This window comes from Stenotrophomonas hibiscicola ATCC 19867, from assembly GCF_000382065.1.
GTDB classification, from domain to species: Bacteria; Pseudomonadota; Gammaproteobacteria; order Xanthomonadales; family Xanthomonadaceae; genus Stenotrophomonas; species Stenotrophomonas hibiscicola.
In genome coordinates this window covers 464,450-483,455 of the sequence record NZ_KB907500.1, presented here as the reverse complement: position 1 = coordinate 483,455, position 19,006 = coordinate 464,450, and the positions used below count along the sequence as shown (strand labels likewise).

Sequence of the window (19,006 nt, the reverse complement as noted above, 5' to 3'; positions counted from 1 at the left end):
TGAGGAGGTTCCCCGAATCCAGCTGTCGTGCGTGTTTCTTCCCCATTCCCGTTTTCGTGAGAGTTCCCCCATGAGCAATGCACAGCGCAGTTTCCACGTCGCCGTCGTCGGTGCCACCGGCGCCGTCGGCGAGACCATGTTGTCGATCCTGGCCGAGCGTGATTTCCCGGTCGGCACCCTGAGCGTTCTCGCCTCCGAGCGTTCGGCCGGCGGCGAGATCGAGTTCAACGGCCAGAAGGTCAAGGTCCAGGACCTGGCCACCTTCGATCCCACCGGCGTCGAGATCGCCCTGTTCTCGGCCGGTGGCAGCGTGTCCAAGGAATACGCACCGAAGTTCGCCGCAGCAGGCGCGGTGGTGATCGACAACTCCTCGGCCTTCCGTTACGACGATGACGTGCCGCTGGTGGTGTCCGAGGTCAACCCGGAACAGGTCGCCAACCGTCCGCGCGGCATCATCGCCAACCCGAACTGCTCGACCATGCAGATGCTGGTGGCGCTGGCACCGCTGCACCGCAAGTACGGCATCGAGCGCATCAATGTGTCCACCTACCAGTCGGTGTCCGGCGGCGGCCGCTCGGCGATGGAGGAACTGGGCAAGCAGACCGGCCAGCTGCTCAGCTTCCAGGAGATCGATCCGCAGCGTTTCCCGGTGCAGATCGCCTTCAACCTGATCCCGCACATCGATGACTTCCAGGACAACGGCTTCACCAAGGAAGAAATGAAGCTGATCTGGGAGACCCGCAAGATCCTCGGCGATGACAGCATCCTGGTGAACCCGACCGCGGTGCGCGTGCCGGTGTTCTACGGCCACTCCGAGTCGGTGGCGATCGAGACCCGAGACAAGGTCACGGTCGCCGAAGCGCGCGCGCTGCTGGAGCAGTCGCCGGGCATCGAAGTGGTGGATCGCCACGAGGCCGGTGGTTACCCGACCCCGGTCACCCACGCCTCAGGCACCGACGCGGTGTACGTCGGCCGCATCCGCGAGGACCTCTCGCACCCGCGTGGCCTGAACCTGTGGATCGTGTCGGACAACGTGCGCAAGGGCGCAGCCCTGAATGCCGTACAGCTGGCCGAGCTGGTTGCCGCCGAGCAGCGCTGATGGAGAGGCCGGGCAATGCCCGGCCTTTTCTGTAGAGCCGAGCCTACGCTCGGCTCAGGCCATGCAGCCGAGCGTGGGCTCGGCTCTACATGGGTGCGGACCCCGGTCCGCACGCTTTATAGTGTCGCCCATGAATAAACGGGCCAGGGGCGCAAAGCGCCCGCTCACCTATCTGTCCGCAGCGCTGCTCGCCTTGGCCAGCAGTTCGGCGCTCGCCCTGGGGTTGGGCGACATCCGCGTCCTGTCCAGGCCGGGCCAGCCCCTGCTGGCAGAAATCCCGGTCGTTTCGGCCGATCCGTCCGAGCTGGAAAACCTGCGGGTGGCCTTGGCCTCGCCGGTCACTTTCGAGCGTGTCGGCCTGCAGCGGCCGACCGGACTGGTCAGCGAACTGCAGTTCGAGCTGACCCGCGACACGCAGGGCAGAGCGGTGGTGCGGGTGACCTCGCAGGCACCGGTGGAGACGCCGTCGCTGAGCTTCCTGATCGAAGCCGACTGGGGCCAGGGCCGCCTGGTGCGCGAGTACTCGGCGCTGGTCGATGCGCCGCCCAGTGCGCTGGCCGTGGCCGAGCCGGAAATCGTCGCGCCGGCAGGCACGCTCTCCAATACGATCGTGCGCGAACCTGCACCGGCTTTGGCAACGGTGCCAGCCGCAGAGGCGCCCGCTGCGCCGCCACCTGCGGTGGCGGCTGCAGCGGCACGCCCGCGTGCGGCCTCCGCGCCGGTCGCTGCACCGGCGGCCGATGGCAGCGTCACCGTACAGCGCGGTCAGACCCTGTCGCAGATCGCCAGGGTGGTGGCGCGTGGCAACCAGGTCAGTCGCGACCGCGCGATGATCGCCCTGCTGCGTGCCAATCCCGAAGCCTTCATCCGTGGCAACGTCAACCTGCTCAAGCAGGGCGCGGTGCTGCGCATGCCGGGCAGCGATGCGCTTGCGGCGGTCGACGCCGCCGAAGCGGCGACGCTGGTGCGCGAGCACGCCGCGCAATGGCGTCAGGCGCGTACCGTGCCGCAACCGGCGGGCATGCTCGCACCGGTTGCCAGGGCGGCAGCCACGAACGCTTCTTCCCCGGCTGCGGCCAACGGGCCACGGCTTGAGATCGCTCCGGCGCTGGCGTCAGACGCCGCGCACGCGGGCACAACCACCGGCACCGCTGCCGGCAGCGAGGGTGACATGCTGGGCAACGAACAACTGCGCCAGGCGCGTGAGGACATCGCCACCCGTGATGCCGAGATCGGCGAGCTGAAGCAGCGCGTGGCCGACCTGGAGAAACTCAGGGAACAGCAGCAGTCGCTGATCGCGATGAAGGACAACGACCTGGCCGCTGCGCAGCAGCGCCTGGCGCAGGCGCCGGGTGCCCGTGATGCGGCGACACCGTGGTACTGGCTGGGGCTGCCGGTACTGCTGCTGGTGGCGGGGGCGGCCTGGCTGCTGCGTCGTCGCAAGCCGTCGCCGTTGCCGCCGCTGCGTGAGGAAGACGATGCCGCTGGCCTGGCCGCAGCGGTGCCGGCAGGTGCCGCGCTGGATGCGCTGGCCGAGCAGTCCTCGTGGTCGTCGCCTGATGCAGGCAACGGCCGCCAGGAACCGGCGATGCCTGCGTGGGCGGCCGGAACCGAAGTGCACGACGTGGTGGTCGCCGAACCCACCGCTGAGCACGCGGTGCGGGCCGACCAGGAGTCCGACACGCTGCGCGACCAGGACGCGGTGGCATTGCCCGAAGCGGTGACCGATCTGCCGCGCTGGGACGATCCCGCAACCACCGGCGACGAGGTGGTCCCGGCCGAGCCGCTGCAGGACGATCGCGTTGTACCGCAGGTGCCGGCCGAAGTGGTGGTGCCCGACTACGCACTGCATGCCGAACGGCAGCCGCAGTTCCGCGGTGTGTTCGATCTGCCGGCCGACGCGCATGAGAACCCGTCTCCGGCGGATGCCGCAGGTCCCGAAGCCATCGACGGCATCGACCGTGTCAGCACCGAGGCTGCTCATTCCGACGACACCGCGTCGAGCGCACCCGCGCCTGCCGATGACGCGGGCTGGTCGCCACGTGCCGGCCAGGAGCGCCTGGAACTGGCCATTGCCTACCTCGATCTGGGTGACGCGCAGACGGCGCGCACCTTGTTGCTGGAAGTGGCCGAGGGCGGTGACCTGCACAGCCAGGCGCAGGCCCGCGAACTGCTCGCCCGCCTGCCGTGACCGAACCCGCCGACAAGGACCCTGCCATGAGCCGCGAGCGCCGTATCGACTACGTTGAATTCGCCTCCAGCGACCCGGCCGCCAGCCGTGCCTTTTTCGAAACGGCGTTCGGCTGGTCATTCGTCGACTACGGCAGCGACTACACGGCTTTCGACGATGGCCGCCTGCAGGGCGGCTTCTTCCGTGGCCAGCCGCAGCGGGCCGGCGACAGCGGTGCACCGCTGCTGGTGCTGTATGCCGACGATCTGGCTCCGGTCGAGGCCGCCGTGCGCGACGCCGGCGGCCAGATCGTACGCCCGGTGTTTTCCTTCCCCGGTGGCAGCCGCTTCCAGTTCGTCGAGCCCGGTGGCAACGAACTGGCGGTCTGGTCCGAACGCGATCCGGCCTGAGCGCCGCCCCACCCGCAACATCGAGGTAGCACATGCGTTATGCGCTTGGCGTCGAGTACGACGGCAGCGATTTCAGGGGCTGGCAGAACCTGGGCGAGGGTGGTCCCAGCGTGCAGGCCAGCCTCGAGCAGGCCTTGTCGTCGGTGGCGGATGCGCCGCTGCAGGTGGTCTGCGCCGGCCGCACCGATGCCGGTGTGCACGGCCAGTGCCAGGTCGTGCATTTCGACACTGACGTGGTGCGTGACCCGCGCGCCTGGATGCTCGGCACCACCACCCGCCTGCCGCGTTCGATCGCGGTGCGCTGGTGCGTGCCGGTGGCCGATGATTTTCATGCGCGCTTCTCGGCACGTGCGCGCCGCTACCGCTATCGGCTGCTCAACCGCGAGGTGCGGCCCGCGCTGGACCGGCAGACCCTGAGCTGGGAGCGCCGCGCGCTGGACGAGACCCTGATGCACGCCGCCGGCCAGGCCCTGCTCGGCGAGAACGATTTCAGCGCGTTCCGTTCGGTGCAGTGCCAGGCGCTGCATGCCCGGCGTGAGCTGCAGTCATTGCAGGTCAGCCGCCAGGGCGAAGTGATCGAAGTCGCAGTGCGTGGCAATGCATTTCTTCATCACATGGTCCGCAATATCGTCGGATCGTTGATCCTGGTGGGCAGCGGCGAAAAACCGGTGGAATGGATCGCCGAACTGCTGGCTGGGCGCGACCGCACCGTAGCTGGTCCCACCGCACCGCCGCAGGGCCTGGTGTTCCTTGGGCCCCTGTACCCCGACAACTGGCATCTGCCCGCCGAGGTCACGCTATGAGCCGTTCCTACTACCGTACACGCATCAAATTCTGTGGAATGACCCGCGCCGGCGATGTCCGTCTGGCCGGTGAGCTGGGCGTGGACGCAGTGGGTTTCATCTTTGCCCGCGAGAGCAGCCGCCGGGTCGCGCCTGCCGAGGCGCGCGCGATGCGCCAGGCAATCGCGCCGATGGTCGACGTGGTTGCGCTGTTCCGCAACAACAGCAAGGAAGAAGTGCGCGAGGTGCTGCGCACGGTACGACCGACGCTGCTGCAGTTCCATGGCGAGGAGGACGAGAGCTTCTGCCGCAGCTTCAACATGCCGTACCTGAAGGCGATTGCCATGGGGGGGCGCGAAGAGGTCAATGCCCGCACCCTGCAACTGCGTTATCCCAGCGCTGCCGGCTTCCTGTTCGACAGCCACGCGCCGGGTGGCGGTGGCGGCACCGGCGTGGCGTTCGACTGGGGCCGCGTCCCGACCGGATTGCATCGGCCGTTCCTGCTGGCCGGTGGCCTGAACCCGGAAAACGTCTACGACGCCGTGCTGGCGACGCTGCCGTGGGGCGTGGACGTCTCCAGCGGTATCGAACTGGAGCCGGGCATCAAGGACGGTTACAAGATGCGCACCTTCGTCGAGGAAGTGCGGCGCGCCGATTGCACCGTCCTGGAGTGATCCGCGTCACCTGAGGGGCGCCGGGATGTCATCGTCGACGGTGAGCCTTGCAGCAGACCCTCAACCAGGGACTGTCCGCCGACGGCATCGTCGGTCGCCACACCGCTGCCGCCCTGCGGCGGGGCGTGTGCAGGGTCATGAACCCGCAGCGGCTGTGCCCAAAGGGCCGTCGCTCAACGATGCATCGCATCCGGACCACGCACTGCACAACGCTGGCCGCAGCAAGCTTCCCAGCGTGTTTTCCGAAGAGGCTGCGGCCAATATCACCCTGCATGCAAAGCAGAACGGTATCGACGCGGCCGACAAGCTGCAGAGCATCAAGGTGCAGGATGGCAAGCCGTTCGTGATGGGCACGACGCCTGGCTTCCGCACCGCTGTCGATCTGGCCCAGGCGCCGCCGTCGCTGGAGCAGACCAGTGCCAAGCTGCTGGCAGATCCGTCGCACCAGCAGCAGGTGCATGAGGAGCAGCAGCGGGTCGCGATGGGCGGTCGCTGAGGCATGCGTTGCCGGCTCCGGGAGGTGAATGCCGCCCGGGGCCTCGTCTCATCGCAGTTGCGCTGCTGCCCAGTCGGCCAGGGCGTCTACCCGTGCATCGGCCGGGCCATCCGGCCGCGCCAGCACCCAGAAGCCGCCGGTGGCCGCAAACCCCCACGGTGCGACCAGCCGGCCTGCTGCCAGATCTTCGGCCACCAGCGGCTCGGGCGCGATTGCCGGGCCCAGCCCGGCCACGGCTGCTTCCAGCAGGTAATAGAGATGTTCGAAAGCGGTGCCCAGCTGCAGCTTTGACGGGTCCAGGCGGTGTGCCTGCGCCCAGGCGGGCCAAGCCTGTGGACGTGACGTGGTGTGCAGCACGGTTTCCTGCAGCAGTGCCGAGGGCGGTGCCTGCCGCAGGCGCTGCGCCGCCGCATGTGACGGGGCCACCACCACACCGACCCGTTCCGGTGCCAGCTCGCGGACCTGCCAGCCGCGTGGCCACGGTCCCTGCGCCAGCAACAGCACGGCGTCCAGCGCCGCCTGCGCTTCGGTGAAACTGCCGTCCAGCGCCGACCACTGCAGGCGCACGCCGGGCAGGGCGGCCTGCAGCACGGGCAGGCGCGGAATCATCCAGCGTGCCAGTACGCTGCCGCTGCAGCCCAGTACCAGTGCTGGGGAGGCCGCGGGCCGCCGCAGCTCGCGCACGCAGCCTTCGATCCCGGCGAAGGCCTCGCTGCACGCTGCCTGCAGGCGCGTACCCGCAGCGGTCAGGCGCAGGCCGCGACCGGCACGCTGGAACAGCGCCAGGCCGAGGTGATCCTCCAGCAGCTTCAGTTGCCGGCTGACCGCGCCGTGGGTGACGTGCAGGTCCTGTGCGGCGCGCCCGACGCCGCCAAGGCGGGCAGTGGCTTCGAACGCGCGCAGCGCATTGAGGGGAGGCAGCAGGGAGCGGCTCACGTGAGATTTCCTGACGATATGTGCCAGATAATATCCATTTTCCGGTCTTGACCCGTGCGCTAGAGTATCCACCTGTCTGAACCACCGGTCGTATCCATGTCTGCCTCCCCCATTGCCGACTACCACGCCTTCCCGGATGCCCAGGGCCACTTCGGCCGCTACGGTGGCAGCTTCGTTGCCGAAACCCTGGTCGGCCCGCTGCAGGAACTGGCCCAGGCCTATGACCAGGCCCGCCAGGACCCCGCGTTCCAGGCGGCCTATGACCGCGACCTGGCGCACTACGTGGGCCGGCCGAGCCCGATCTATCACGCCCAGCGCCTGAGCGATCACGTCGGCGGCGCGCAGATCCTGCTCAAGCGCGAGGACCTGAACCACACCGGTGCGCACAAGATCAACAACACCATCGGCCAGGCACTGCTGGCCGCACGCATGGGAAAGAAGCGCATCATCGCTGAGACCGGTGCCGGCCAGCATGGCGTGGCCAGTGCCACCGTTGCCGCGCGTCTGGGCCTGGAATGCGTGGTCTACATGGGCGCCACCGACATCGAGCGGCAGAAGATCAACGTCTACCGCATGAAGCTGCTCGGTGCGACGGTGGTGCCGGTCACCTCCGGCTCGGCCACCCTGAAGGACGCGCTCAACGAAGCGATGCGCGACTGGGTGACCAACGTGCAGGACACCTTCTACATCATCGGCACCGTGGCTGGACCGGACCCGTACCCGCGCATGGTGCGCGACTTCAATGCCATCGTCGGCCGCGAAGCGCGTGAGCAGATGCTGGCCGAGTACGGCCGCCTGCCCGATGCGATCACCGCCTGCGTCGGCGGCGGCAGCAATGCCATCGGCCTGTTCCACGCCTTCCTCAACGATCGCCAGGTCGAGATCGTCGGCGCCGAAGCCGCCGGTGATGGCATCAGTACCGGTCGCCATGCCGCCTCCATCGCGGCAGGCCGCCCCGGCGTGCTGCACGGCAACCGCACGTACGTGCTGTGCGACGATGACGGCCAGATCATCGAGACCCATTCGGTGTCGGCCGGCCTGGACTATCCGGGCGTCGGCCCGGAGCACGCGTTCCTGGCCGATACCGGCCGCGCGCGCTACCTCGGCATCACCGACGAGGAAGCGCTGCAGGCCTTCCATCTGCTGGCGCATACCGAGGGCATCCTGCCCGCGCTGGAATCCAGCCATGCGCTGGCACAGGCAATCAAGCTGGCGCGTGAGCGTCCGCGTGACCAGATCGTGCTGTGCAACCTGTCCGGCCGCGGCGACAAGGACGTGCACACCATCGCCGCGCGCGAAGGGCTTGTGCTGTGAATCACGTGCTGCGCCACGGCGGGGCGCTGGTGCTGGTGATCGGCATGGGCGGCTGCACGCCGCCCGATCCACCGGTGCTTGCCCCGGCCCCGGCCGCCCCCGCGGCGATCGCCCTGGCACGCGAACCGGCCAGCAACGACGATGAGGCCGCACATCGCCCGATCGAGGGCGCGGCGATGTCCACGGCAGGCGACGGCGGCGAGGACCAGGCGGCCCGGGCGGTGGTGTCGGTGGCCCTGGACCATGCCGGTGAGGTGCTGATCGGCCAGCCCTTCAGCGAACTGCAGGGCGAGGCGCAGTGGCACTCGGCCGGGCTGGGCGAGTCGACCGCTGGGCGTTGCGAGTACTACGAGCGCGGCACGCTGCCCGAGGGCGTGGCGATGATGGTGCAGGACGGCGACGTGGTGCGCTTCGACCTGGCCCCCATCGACGATTCCGGCCAGGTGGTGCTGCAGCCGGGGCCGTTCGGCCTTCATCTGGGCATGCCACGCGCGCAGGCACTCCAGCAGTTGCCCAAGGGCGTTTCCACGCAACCCTATGGTGATGATGCGGAGGCCGGCGAGAGCCTGCTCTGGCAGGACCCCGGTTCCGACCTGGCGATCCGTGTGGAGATCGTCGACGGCACCATCTCCCGAATGTACTGGGGCGCCAACGGCGCCGTTGACCTGATCGAAGGATGTACCTGACATGTCCGTATCCCGACTCGATGCCTGCTTCCAGCGCCTGCGCGAACAGCAGCGCAAGGCGCTGATTCCCTTCATCACCGCAGGTGATCCCTCGCTGGAAGCCACCGTGCCGGTCATGCACGCGCTGGTCGATGCTGGTGCCGACGTGATTGAACTGGGCGTGCCGTTCTCCGATCCGATGGCCGATGGCCCGACCATCCAGCGTAGTTCCGAACGCGCGCTGGCGCGGGGAGCCGGCAGCCGCTATGTGCTGCAGGCGGTGGCGCAGTTCCGGGAGCGTGATGCGCACACCCCGGTGGTGCTGATGGGCTACCTGAACCCGGTGGAGATCCACGGCTACGCTGCCTTCGCCGGGGCGGCCGTGCAGGCCGGCGTGGACGGGGTGCTGCTGGTCGACCTTCCGCCGGAAGAAGCCGTTGAAGCGCAGCAGGCCTTCGATGCAGCGGGCCTGGCGCTGGTCCTGCTGGCGTCGCCGACCACCAGCCAGGCGCGTGCCGACAAGCTGCTGGCCCTGGCCCGTGGCTACCTTTATTACGTCAGCTTTGCCGGCGTGACCGGCGCCTCCGAGCGCCTGGACAGCGACGCCGCCAGCGCCCGCCTGCAGGCGTTGCGCGCGCGCGCCTCGGTGCCGGTGGTGGCGGGCTTCGGCATCAAGGACGCCGGCAGTGCCGCAGCCATGGCCCGCCAGGCGGATGGCGTGGTGGTCGGAAGTGCGCTGGTGGCGGCGCTGGCCGAAGCGGGCTCGGCTGAAGACGCGGCCCAGCGTGCGCGGGCGTTCCTCGCCCCGCTGCGGCAGGCGCTGGACGCGTAGCGGTAATGCTGGCCGCTGGCCGGCATCGTCCGTACCCACCCGCGTGCAGGGCCGCCGGCCAGCGGCCGGCACCGCGCAGCACCTAAACGTACGTCCCAGCATGGTTTTTCCGGCTGCCCCGTAGCTGGCAAGGGGGTGCACGGCCGGGGAAAGCGGAGCTAGACTGTCCGCCTTTGCGGCCCATGGGCCGCCCTGAACGGAAGTGTCCTCCCGCATGAGTTGGCTCAGCAAGTTGATGCCGTCCGGCATCCGCACCGACAACACCCCCAGCAAGAAGCGCAGTGTCCCCGAGGGCCTGTGGGAAAAGTGCAGCAACTGCGGCAGCGCGTTGTACCGTCCGGAACTGGAAGAGAACCTGGAGGTCTGCCCGAAGTGCGGCCACCACATGGCGATCCGCGCGCGTGCGCGCCTGGCGGCCCTGTTCGACGCCGACAGCACCACCGAGATCGGTGCGCGCCTGGGACCGACCGACCTGCTCAAGTTCAAGGATCAGAAGAAGTACAGCGAGCGCATCAAGATCGCGCAGAAGAACACCGGCGAATACGACGCGCTGATCGCCATGCGCGGCCTGCTCAAGGGCCGTGCGCTGGTCGCCTCGTCGTTCGACTTCGCCTTCATGGGGGGCTCGATGGGCTCGGTGGTGGGCGAGCGTTTCGCGCTGGCCGCAGAAACCGCGGTCGAGATCGGTGCGCCTTACGTTTGCTTCTCGCAGAGTGGCGGCGCGCGCATGCAGGAAGGCCTGTTCTCGCTGATGCAGATGGCCAAGACCTCCGCTGCGCTGGGCAAGCTGCGTGAAGCCGGGCTGCCGTACATCTCGGTGCTGACCCATCCGACCACCGGCGGCGTTTCGGCGTCGTTCGCGATGCTGGGCGACATCAACATCGCCGAACCGCAGGCACTGATCGGCTTCGCCGGCCCGCGCGTGATCGAGCAGACCGTGCGCGAGAAGCTGCCGGAAGGTTTCCAGCGTTCGGAGTTCCTGCTGGAGCACGGTGCCATCGACCAGATCTGCGATCGCCGCGAACTGCGCGACCGCCTGTCCGATCTGCTCGCCATGCTGGGTCGGCAGCCCGCGCCGCAGGTAGCCTGATGGGTGCCCGCAAGTACTTCGGCACGGACGGCATCCGTGGCCGGGTCGGGCAGGGCGTGATCTCGGCCGACTTCGTGCTGCGCCTGGGCAATGCGCTGGGCCGCGTCCTGCTCGCCCAGCGTGGCCAGGACGGACGCCGGCCGATCGTGGTGATCGGCAAGGACACCCGCATTTCCGGCTACATGTTCGAGGCGGCGCTGGAGGCCGGCCTGGTCGCCGCCGGTGCCGACGTGCAGCTGCTGGGTCCGATGCCGACCCCGGCGGTGGCGTTCCTGACCCGCACGCTGGGCGTGGACGCCGGCATCGTCATCAGCGCCTCGCACAACCCGCATTACGACAACGGCATCAAGTTCTTCTCGGCCCAGGGCGAGAAGCTCGACGATGCCACCGAGCTGGCCCTGGAGGCGGCGCTGGACGTTCCGTTCACCACCGCCGAATCGGAAAAGCTGGGCAAGGCATTCCGTGCACGCGAAGCGGTCGGCCGCTACATCGAATTCTGCAAGGCCAGCGTGCCGCGCACATTCGATCTGCGTGGCCTGCGCCTGGTGCTGGATTGCGCGCATGGTGCCACCTACCAGATCGCGCCGCTGCTGTTCCGCGAACTGGGTGCCGAGGTGATCGGCATCGGCGCCGAGCCCAATGGCATCAACATCAACGCCGGCGTGGGCTCCACCCATATCGACAACCTTGCGGCCAAGGTCCGCGAGACCGGCGCCGATCTCGGTATCGCCTTCGATGGTGATGGCGACCGCGTGCTGATGGCCGACGACCAGGGCAACCCGGTCGATGGCGATGACCTGCTGTACATCCTGGCCCGTGCCTGGAAGGCCGAAGGCCGCCTGCGCGGCCCGGTGGTCGGCACGCTGATGAGCAACTATGGCATCGAGAAGGCCCTCGCCGACCTGCAGATTCCATTCGTTCGCAGCAATGTCGGCGATCGCTACGTGCACCAGGCGCTGATCGAAGGCGGTGGTGTGCTCGGCGGTGAAGCCTCCGGCCACCTGCTGTGCCTGGACCGCGCCACCACGGGGGACGGCATCGTCAGCGCCCTGCAGGTGCTGGTCGCGCTGCGCAGCAGTGGGCAGACCCTGCGCCAGGCACTGAAGGGCCTTGTGCGGGTACCGCAGAAGACCGTCAACGTGCGCCTGGGCAATGTCCCGGCCAAGACCGCGGTGCAGTCTGAAAGCGTGCAGTCCGCGCTGGCTGTGGCGCAGCAGGCTGTCGCCGGCCGTGGCCGCGCGTTCCTGCGCCCGTCCGGTACCGAGCCGGTGGTGCGGGTCACGGTCGAGGCCGATGACGCCACGCTGATGCAGGACACGCTGGACCGCCTGTCCGCAGCGGTGCGTGAAGCCGCTGCCTGAAGCGCGTGCACATTCGCACCAACGAAAAACGCCCCGCAAAGCCGGGGCGTTTTTCATTCAACCGGCAGGAGCGTGGTGCTTATGGCCCCGGCACCATCTTCTTCTGGCGCGCTTTGAAGCCATTGAACAGTGGCGCGATCAGCGGGTTGTAGCTCTGCGCGATGCGCTTGCGCAGCCAGCTGGCCGGGCGGTTGCGGATCGCGAAGCGGTAGATCCGCTCCGGATCACCGCCGACCACGTTGCGGCCGAACGGGTGGGTGGTGTGCAGGTAGCGGAAGCCCTGCTCGCGTGCCACCTCGATGTGGTCCTGGTCGAAATCGCCGTAGGGCCAGCACAGCGTATCGGACACCTCGCCGAGCTTGTCCTGCAGGACGTTGCGCGAGATCGCCAGATCCCGGCTGAGGCCCGCACGGCGCTGCGCACGGTCCAGATCGTCGCGGCGCAGCCAGCGGGTGTGGGTGTGGGTATGGCAATGCACTTCGAAGGTGCCGGCGGCAATGGCTGCGCGTGCTTCGCTCCAGCGCATCATCACGTCGTCGCTGCGGTCCTGCTCGTAGATCGCCGCTTCGCAGCCACGATGGTCCGGCGTCGACGGCAGTGCCGCGCCGGCAATGCCGGCGTGCGGACGTTCCGGGCCTTCGCCCATCCAGCCGGTGACCACGAACACCACCGCGTGCATGCCGTACTTCTGCAGGATCGGGTGCGCATACACCCAGTTGTCGAGATAGCCATCGTCGAAGGTGATGACGATCGACTTGCGCGGCACCGGCTTGCCGGCCAGGAAGCCGGCGTACTGCTCCAGCGTCAGTGAGGTCCAGCCATTGGCTGCCAGCCACGCAATCTGGCTTTCGAAGTTCTCCGGCGACACGGTGATCATGCCCGGCGAAGGGCTGACGTGGTGGTGCATCAGCACCGGAACGGTTCGTGCATCAGCCATGTCCCAGCTCCTTCAGCCACTGGTGGTAGTAGTGTTCGGTCGCTTCACCGTGGCCGTCCGGCGTGAAGCGATGTGCGCCGTGCATCCACTCCCAGCCAGCGCGCCCCATCTGCCGTCGCCGTTCCGGGTCGTCCACCAGCAGGCGCAATGCACCTGTCAGGGCGGCATTGTCACCCAAACGGGTGAGAATCGCATTGCTGCCATCGATCACCATTTCCGGCACGCCGCCCACCCGCGTGGCGACGATCGGTACGCCCACGTAGGCCGCTTCCAGGAATACGGTGCCGGCCGCTTCCTTGTGCGAAGCCAGTGCGAAGATGTCGAAGCCGGCCATCAGCCTGCAGGCTCCATCGCGGTAGCCGAGCAGGTGGACCTGGCGCTGCAGCCCGTGCTCGGCGCACATCGCCTGCAGTCGTTCCGTCACGGCCTGGCCATCACCGACAATCACCAGGTGCAGGTCCGGGTTGGCTTTGCACAGCGGCACCATCGCCTGCAGCAGGTCGGCATGGCCTTTGGGCTCACGCAGCACGGCCACGCAGCCGACCACGATGTCCTGCTCGCCGAAGCCAAGCTCGGCACGCACTTCCGCGCGTACGTCCTGCAGGCACTGCCAAGGATCGGCCTTGCGGATATCACTCCAGCGCGGAGGCACCGCGATCGGCGGCACGATACCAATGCGCTCGGCTGGAATGCCGCGGTCGACCAGCAGTTGCTTGACGAAGCTGCTGACGGTCAGCACCCGGTGTGGAAGCTTGGTATAGGTCAGCAACGAGTTGACCGGGCTCATCAGATGGCGCGAGCGCACCACCAGCGGCGTGCCGCCCAGGCGTGCACCGGCGGCGGCGATCAGCGCATCGCGGCGGCTGGTGGTATTGACCACGTCGAAGCGTTCGCGGTGCACCAGCCGCGATACCGACCACATGCCGCGCAGCAGGCGTGCCAGGCCGCCCATGCGCAGCGTATGCACGGTGAATCCGTCCTCGCGTGCCAGTGTGGCCAGGCGTGCATCGGGCTGGCACAGCAATGACACCTCATGGCCACGCGCGCGCATCACCTGCATGTGCCGGAAGATGTAGATCTCCTGCCCGCCCATTCCCTTGGCGGCTTCGGTATGCAGGATGCGCAGAGGACGGTTCATGCAGGATCGGTCCTTGAAGATCAGCGGTTGCGGAAGCGGGTCAGCGCTTCCCATGCAGAGCGGATGGCTGCGGCGTCCGGAGCCTGCTGCGGCAGCGGGCGGTAGTGCCGGTCGAGCGCGGTGGCGTTGCCGAACTTGTCGAATACGTAGATGGCATCGCCATGGCGTACAGCGCGTTGCGACCAGCTCTCCACCACCAGTGCACGTTCGCTGGCGGCGGGCGTGGCCAGCAGGTCCTGGCCGGTACTGAAGTCCGTCAATGCGTTCTCGCAGCCCAGCGCATGGCGCATCAGCGTCGGTACCCAGTCTTCGTGCGAGCTGGTGCGGACGTCGCGGCCAGCGGCCCTGCCTGGCCAATGCAGCACGAACGGGACCTGCAGCTGGTAATCGGAGAAGTTGCCGTTGTGGCCCCAGTAGTTCAGCTTGAGGTCGTTGAACTCTTCGGCATGGTCACCGGTGACCAGCACGATGGTGTCCTCGGCCAGGCCCTGCGCGCGCAGGTCGTCCAGCAGCGAACCGATCAGGCTGTCGGCATAGTGCACGGCAGTGCGGTAGCGGTTGAGTTCCGGCGTCGGGTCGTGGTCCGGGCCGAAGGACAGGAAGTCGATCTCCTTGGCCATCGGCGTGGCTACCGGTGGGTAGCTGGCGGGCAGGTGGTAGCCGGCGTGGGTGGAGTCGAGGAACACGAAGCCGAACCATGGGTGCTGCGCCGCCTGGCTGCTGCGGATGTCATTCCGCAGCGCGGCGACGATGGCTGCGTCGCGCTTGTCGGGGGTCAGGGCGGAAGGGCCCTGGTGCAGCCGGTCGCGCACATCGGCAAATGCCGTGCGATCGAATTCCGGGCTGTACAACGGCGCGCTGCCGTACAGGTGCAGGTCGTAGCCCTGCTGGCCCAGCACCTGGAACAGCTGCGAGCCGCGCTGTTCGTCCAGCATGCTCTGCCAGTAGCCGCCGGGCAGGCCGTAGAGCAGGCCGAACAGGCCGTAGCGGGTGGCATTGCCGGTGCTGAAATGGCGATCGAACACGCGCGCGTCCTGCGCCAGCGCCGACGTGTTGGGCATCAGCTGCGGCGTCAGCACGTCCTGGCGCAGCGATTCCAGCACCACCATCAGCACATTGGGGCGGTGTGGGTTCTGGCAACGCAGGGGCTGGAGCGGATACAGCAGCTGCGCATGGCGCGGGTCGGGCAGGCCCGCCTGCTGTTCGCTTATGACCCCGAGCCTGCGCATGAAGCTCTTGGCGGTGATCGGCTGTGCCCAGGGCAGGTAGTTCCACTGCGCGATGACGGCACGGTCGCCGCGGGCATCGTAATAGGCCGTGGCGGCTTGGCCGCCGGCCATCAGCAGCGCAACGATGGCCCACCCCTGCAGGACCCGGCGGCGGCGCGGCCGGGCGGGCAGCAGCTTCCAGCATGCCCAGGCCAACAGTCCTTCAGCCGTGAAGATGGCGGCCACCAGCAGTCCGGCCTGCAGCCAGGTCTTCCACGACAACGCGACCTGGTCCTGCAGCGCACCGCCGAACACCATGTTCACCACCATGGCATTGAGGTGAAACCGATACAGAGTGAAAACCTTTGCATCAACCAGCAACAGGCACAGCCACAGGCCCTGCAGCAGCACGGCGCTGAGGCTCAGGGGGCGTGCGCTGCGCGGCCAAAGGCCCATCAGCAGCGGCAGCAGGCCGGCGAGGGCGCCGAATGCCAGCAGGTGACCGGGCAGGGCAACGGCCAGATAGGCCAGGCCCACGCTGCCCCCCGGGTTGTCTGCCAGCGGTACGTTGCCGAGCGTGATCGCCATGGCCAGCAGCGCGTTGCCGGCCACGAACAGCGACCACCAGGCCAGGCGGCGCCAGTGGCGTGCGGGGCCGGAGGGCAGGGCGGTGTCGGCAGAGGGAGCAGCAGGGCGCATGAGGGACTGGGGCGGCGGGTGATGCAGGCGGCGGGATCCCCGGGGTGACGGAATCGTGGGGCCGCGCGCGGGTCGCGCATTGTATCTGTTTGTTTCTTCGTATCGGGTGGCGTCCCCCGGGCGATCTGTCACAATGTTCAGGTGGGCCATGAATGCGCTGGCCCCCCAGACCCAATGACAAGCCAGGAACCGCTGTGAGCCAGATCCCCACCCTCGACATCACCCGTTTCGACAGCGACCGCGAGGCCTTCGTGGCCGAGCTGGGCGCGGCCTACCGCCAATGGGGATTCGCGGGCATCCGCAACCACGGCATTCCGCAGGCCGACATCGATGCGGCCTACGATGCCTTCAAGGCCTTCTTCGCCCTGCCCGAAGAGGTCAAGCGCAAGTACCACGTGGCCGGCAGCGGCGGCGCCCGCGGCTACACCCCGTTCGGGGTGGAGACCGCCAAGGGCTCCAAGCACTTCGACCTGAAGGAGTTCTGGCACATCGGCCGCGAGATCGCCGACGACTCCAAGTACCGCGATGTGATGGCGCCGAACCTGTGGCCGACCGAGGTCGAGGGCTTCCGTGAGCGCGGCTACGGCCTGTACCAGGCACTGGACAACCTGGGGTCGCGCGTCCTGTCGGCGCTGGCCCTGCATATCGGCCTGCCGGCAGACTTCTTCGCCGACAAGACCAACTTCGGCAACTCGATCCTGCGCCCGATCCACTACCCGCCGATCACCACCGACGACATCCCGAACGTGCGTGCTGGTGCCCATGGCGACATCAACTTCATCACCCTGCTGGTCGGTGCCAGTGCCGCAGGCCTGGAAGTGCAGTCTCATGATGGCGAGTGGGTGCCGTTCACGTCAGACGCGGACACCATTGTGGTCAACATCGGCGACATGCTGCAGCGCCTGACCAACCACGTGTATCCGTCGACCATCCACCGCGTGGTCAATCCCCCGGGCGAGCTGGCGCGCCAGCCGCGCTACTCGGTGCCGTTCTTCCTGCACCCGAACCCGGACTTCCTGATCGACGTGCTGCCCTCGTGCATCACCCCGGAGAACCCGAGCCGGTACCCGGAGCCGATCACCGCCCACGGCTTCCTCGAAGAACGCCTGCGCGAGATCAAGCTGAAGTAAAGAGAAGTGAGGCCGCCGAAAGGCGGCCTTCTTCTTTGCAGGGTTGCACCCTGCACCCGCAGAGGCCGAAGCCAAAGCCAAGGCCCAAAGCCAAATCGGCTCTGGGTTTCTGCGTGTTGGGCGGGGCGGTGTGGGTTGGCAGGACACGCCGTGAACCCGTCCCTGGGGGCTCGATGGCGCCATCCATGGCGCCAACGGTCCTGCCAACCCACACCGCCCCGCCCCCGACAGCTTCCCGGTGACGGTGGGTAAATCGCGATTCCCGGTAGGTGTCGACCTTGGTCGACACAGTAGACCCACGCCATGCGTGGATGAGATCTGTCAGATCGAAGTGGGGCAGGACACGTTGTATGCCGCTTTTGCTCTTGCTCTTCTTTTTTCTTTCCGTGGCGGGCGGAACCGCTGGAATGTGTCAGAGGCCGGGCGGGTGGGGATGGCGGGGGTGTCCGCGGCATGGATGCCGCGGCCAAGCCCCCAGGGACGGGTTTACGGCGTCCCCCGCCATCCCCACCCGCCCGGCCAAGCCCGCCAAATCCAACCGGGCTTTCCGCGACCAACCCAACCAAACTCCCGCCACGACGGGCTGCGCCGTTGGCTGAAAATCCATGTAACCGCTTACACGGAAACGGATTTTTGCCGTAACGGGTATCATGACCGGCTGACTTCACACAGGAGCCACCCGCTCATGCGCCGCAAGATCGTCGCCGGAAACTGGAAGCTGCATGGCAGCCGTCAATTCGCCAATGAACTGCTGGGGCAGGTGGCCGCCGGGCTTCCGCTGGAGGGCGTGGACGTGGTGATCCTGCCCCCGCTGCCGTACCTGGGTGAGCTGGTCGAGGACTTCGGCGCGACTGGCCTGGCCTTTGGCGCACAGGACGTCAGCAGCAACGAGAAGGGCGCCTACACCGGCGAGGTCTGCGCGGCCATGCTGGTCGAGGTTGGGGCCCGCTATGGCCTGGTCGGCCATTCCGAGCGCCGCCAGTACCACCATGAGAGCAGCGAGCTGGTCGCGCGCAAGTTCGCCGCCGCCCAGCACGCCGGCCTGGTGCCGGTGCTGTGCGTGGGCGAGACCCTGGAACAGCGCGAGGCCGGGCAGACCGAAGCGGTCATCGCCAGCCAGCTGGCGCCGGTGCTGGAGCTGGTGGGCGCGGCAGGTTTCGCCAATGCTGTGGTCGCCTACGAGCCGGTCTGGGCCATCGGTACCGGCCGTACCGCCAGCAAGGAACAGGCACAGCAGGTGCACGCGTTCATCCGTGGCGAAGTCGCGCGCATCGATGCTAGAATCGCTGATTCACTGCCCATTGTTTACGGCGGTAGCGTGAAGCCCGACAATGCCGGGGAACTGTTCGCGCAGCCGGATGTCGATGGTGGGCTGGTCGGCGGCGCCTCCCTGGTGGCCGCGGACTTCCTGGCCATCGCACGGGCGGCGGCCGCGAACTAATCCTAGAAGTATTGTCCGAGGGCGGTTTCCAATGCTGATGTTGATCCTCAATGTCGTCTACGTGCTGGTCGCTGTGGCCATGATCGCGCTGATCCTGATGCAGCGTGGCTCGGGTGCGGCGGCAGGTTCGGGCTTTGGTGCTGGTGCCTCGGGCACGGTGTTCGGTGCGCGCGGCGCCTCGAACTTCCTGTCCAAGTCGACCAAGTGGCTGGCCGTGGTGTTCTTCGGCATCAGTCTCTTCATGGCCTGGTATGCCGGTCACGGCAGCCGCCCGGCGGCCGACCAGGATCTGGGCCTGATGTCCGCCCCGGCGGCCAGCGCGCCGGCGGCTCCGGCGGGCGAACTGCCGGCCGTTCCGAAGGCTGATGCGGTCCCGGCCGCCCCGGTTCCGGCGGCGAATGTGCCGGCTCAGGCGGAATCTTCGGTTTCTGGTGAAGAAAAGCCTTCGGAAGGCTCCCAGAAACACTGAAGCCGGTTACAATACGCGGCGCATCGGGAAGATAGTCTGATGTGATCGTTTGCCCAGGTGGCGGAATTGGTAGACGCACTACCTTGAGGTGGTAGCGACGCAAGTCGTAGGGGTTCGAGTCCCCTCTTGGGCACCATTTGTAAGTAAAGCGGGTT

The 19,006-nt window shown here is 67.8% G+C and carries 17 protein-coding genes, 1 tRNA gene and 1 pseudogene; 15 read left to right on the top strand and 4 right to left on the bottom strand.

The genetic code is table 11. The features are described from left to right. Positions 1-70: 70 nt before the first annotated feature. From G370_RS0110770 to G370_RS0110745, 6 genes and pseudogenes are all read left to right on the top strand, one after another. Positions 71-1,099: an aspartate-semialdehyde dehydrogenase gene (locus G370_RS0110770; protein ID WP_019660602.1), complete on the top strand. Its 1,029-nt coding sequence runs from the start codon at positions 71-73 to the stop codon at positions 1,097-1,099. A gap of 130 nt (positions 1,100-1,229) precedes the next feature. After that, positions 1,230-3,290: a FimV/HubP family polar landmark protein gene (locus G370_RS0110765; protein ID WP_026347082.1), complete on the top strand. Its 2,061-nt coding sequence runs from the start codon at positions 1,230-1,232 to the stop codon at positions 3,288-3,290. 26 nt (positions 3,291-3,316) lie between these two features. Continuing rightward, positions 3,317-3,679, top strand: coding sequence for a VOC family protein (locus G370_RS0110760; RefSeq protein WP_019660600.1), 363 nt, complete (start codon positions 3,317-3,319; stop codon positions 3,677-3,679). Between the two features lie 32 nt (positions 3,680-3,711). After that, complete coding sequence (gene truA / locus G370_RS0110755; RefSeq protein ID WP_019660599.1) at positions 3,712-4,482, top strand: tRNA pseudouridine(38-40) synthase TruA; 771 nt, start codon at positions 3,712-3,714, stop codon at positions 4,480-4,482. Continuing rightward, positions 4,479-5,135, top strand: coding sequence for a phosphoribosylanthranilate isomerase (locus G370_RS0110750; RefSeq protein WP_019660598.1), 657 nt, complete (start codon positions 4,479-4,481; stop codon positions 5,133-5,135). Before truA ends, G370_RS0110750 begins: the two co-directional genes overlap by 4 nt. Positions 5,136-5,203: 68 nt before the next feature. Further along, positions 5,204-5,631, top strand: a pseudogene (locus tag G370_RS0110745) (peptidoglycan-binding protein); the annotation flags it as partial. Between the two features lie 48 nt (positions 5,632-5,679). On the opposite strand, the gene G370_RS0110740 reads toward G370_RS0110745, so the two are convergent. Beyond that, a complete protein-coding gene (locus tag G370_RS0110740; RefSeq protein WP_019660596.1) occupies positions 5,680-6,567 on the bottom strand; it encodes a LysR family transcriptional regulator in 888 nt (295 codons plus the stop codon). Positions 6,568-6,663: 96 nt separating this feature from the next. On the opposite strand from G370_RS0110740, the gene trpB reads away from it, so the two are divergent. The 5 genes from trpB to glmM all read left to right on the top strand — a co-directional run bounded on the left by trpB (position 6,664) and on the right by glmM (position 11,829). Next, positions 6,664-7,881 (top strand): tryptophan synthase subunit beta, encoded by a 1,218-nt coding sequence (gene trpB, locus G370_RS0110735; protein ID WP_014647880.1) that lies wholly within the window; start codon positions 6,664-6,666, stop codon positions 7,879-7,881. Next, positions 7,878-8,567, top strand: coding sequence for a hypothetical protein (locus G370_RS0110730; protein WP_019660595.1), 690 nt, complete (start codon positions 7,878-7,880; stop codon positions 8,565-8,567). Before trpB ends, G370_RS0110730 begins: the two co-directional genes overlap by 4 nt. A 1-nt stretch (position 8,568) precedes the next feature. Next, positions 8,569-9,378 (top strand): tryptophan synthase subunit alpha, encoded by an 810-nt coding sequence (trpA, locus tag G370_RS0110725; protein ID WP_019660594.1) that lies wholly within the window; start codon positions 8,569-8,571, stop codon positions 9,376-9,378. 214 nt (positions 9,379-9,592) lie between these two features. Next, complete coding sequence (gene accD, locus G370_RS0110720) at positions 9,593-10,468, top strand: acetyl-CoA carboxylase, carboxyltransferase subunit beta (RefSeq protein WP_019660593.1); 876 nt, start codon at positions 9,593-9,595, stop codon at positions 10,466-10,468. Beyond that, entirely contained in the window at positions 10,468-11,829 is a 1,362-nt protein-coding gene (glmM, locus tag G370_RS0110715; RefSeq protein WP_019660592.1) for a phosphoglucosamine mutase, read from the top strand. Before accD ends, glmM begins: the two co-directional genes overlap by 1 nt. 79 nt (positions 11,830-11,908) lie before the next feature. On the opposite strand, the gene G370_RS0110710 is transcribed toward glmM, so the two are convergent. The 3 genes from G370_RS0110710 to G370_RS0110700 are packed head-to-tail and all read right to left on the bottom strand — an operon-like array spanning position 11,909 to position 15,811. Next, positions 11,909-12,766 (bottom strand): polysaccharide deacetylase family protein, encoded by an 858-nt coding sequence (locus tag G370_RS0110710; protein ID WP_019660591.1) that lies wholly within the window; start codon positions 12,764-12,766, stop codon positions 11,909-11,911. Beyond that, on the bottom strand, positions 12,759-13,904 hold the full coding sequence (locus tag G370_RS0110705; protein ID WP_019660590.1) for a glycosyltransferase family 4 protein: 1,146 nt from the start codon (positions 13,902-13,904) through the stop codon (positions 12,759-12,761). The genes G370_RS0110710 and G370_RS0110705 overlap by 8 nt, the downstream gene beginning before the upstream one ends. 20 nt (positions 13,905-13,924) lie before the next feature. After that, the gene (locus G370_RS0110700) at positions 13,925-15,811 is read right to left on the bottom strand and encodes a DUF3413 domain-containing protein (RefSeq protein WP_019660589.1); all 1,887 of its coding nucleotides are present in this window, start codon (positions 15,809-15,811) and stop codon (positions 13,925-13,927) included. Positions 15,812-15,963: 152 nt separating this feature from the next. Between G370_RS0110700 and G370_RS0110695 the strand changes: the two genes are divergently transcribed. The 4 genes from G370_RS0110695 to G370_RS0110680 all read left to right on the top strand — a co-directional run bounded on the left by G370_RS0110695 (position 15,964) and on the right by G370_RS0110680 (position 18,987). Further along, entirely contained in the window at positions 15,964-16,941 is a 978-nt protein-coding gene (locus tag G370_RS0110695; protein ID WP_050563262.1) for an isopenicillin N synthase family dioxygenase, read from the top strand. A gap of 685 nt (positions 16,942-17,626) precedes the next feature. Then, positions 17,627-18,382 carry a triose-phosphate isomerase gene (tpiA, locus tag G370_RS0110690; RefSeq protein WP_019660587.1) on the top strand — a complete coding sequence of 252 codons (756 nt, stop codon included), beginning with the start codon at positions 17,627-17,629 and terminating at the stop codon, positions 18,380-18,382. A 31-nt stretch (positions 18,383-18,413) separates the two neighbouring features. After that, positions 18,414-18,851 (top strand): preprotein translocase subunit SecG, encoded by a 438-nt coding sequence (gene secG, locus G370_RS0110685; protein WP_019660586.1) that lies wholly within the window; start codon positions 18,414-18,416, stop codon positions 18,849-18,851. 51 nt (positions 18,852-18,902) lie between these two features. Continuing rightward, a tRNA-Leu gene (locus G370_RS0110680) sits at positions 18,903-18,987 on the top strand. The last annotated feature ends 19 nt before the right edge of the window (positions 18,988-19,006 follow it).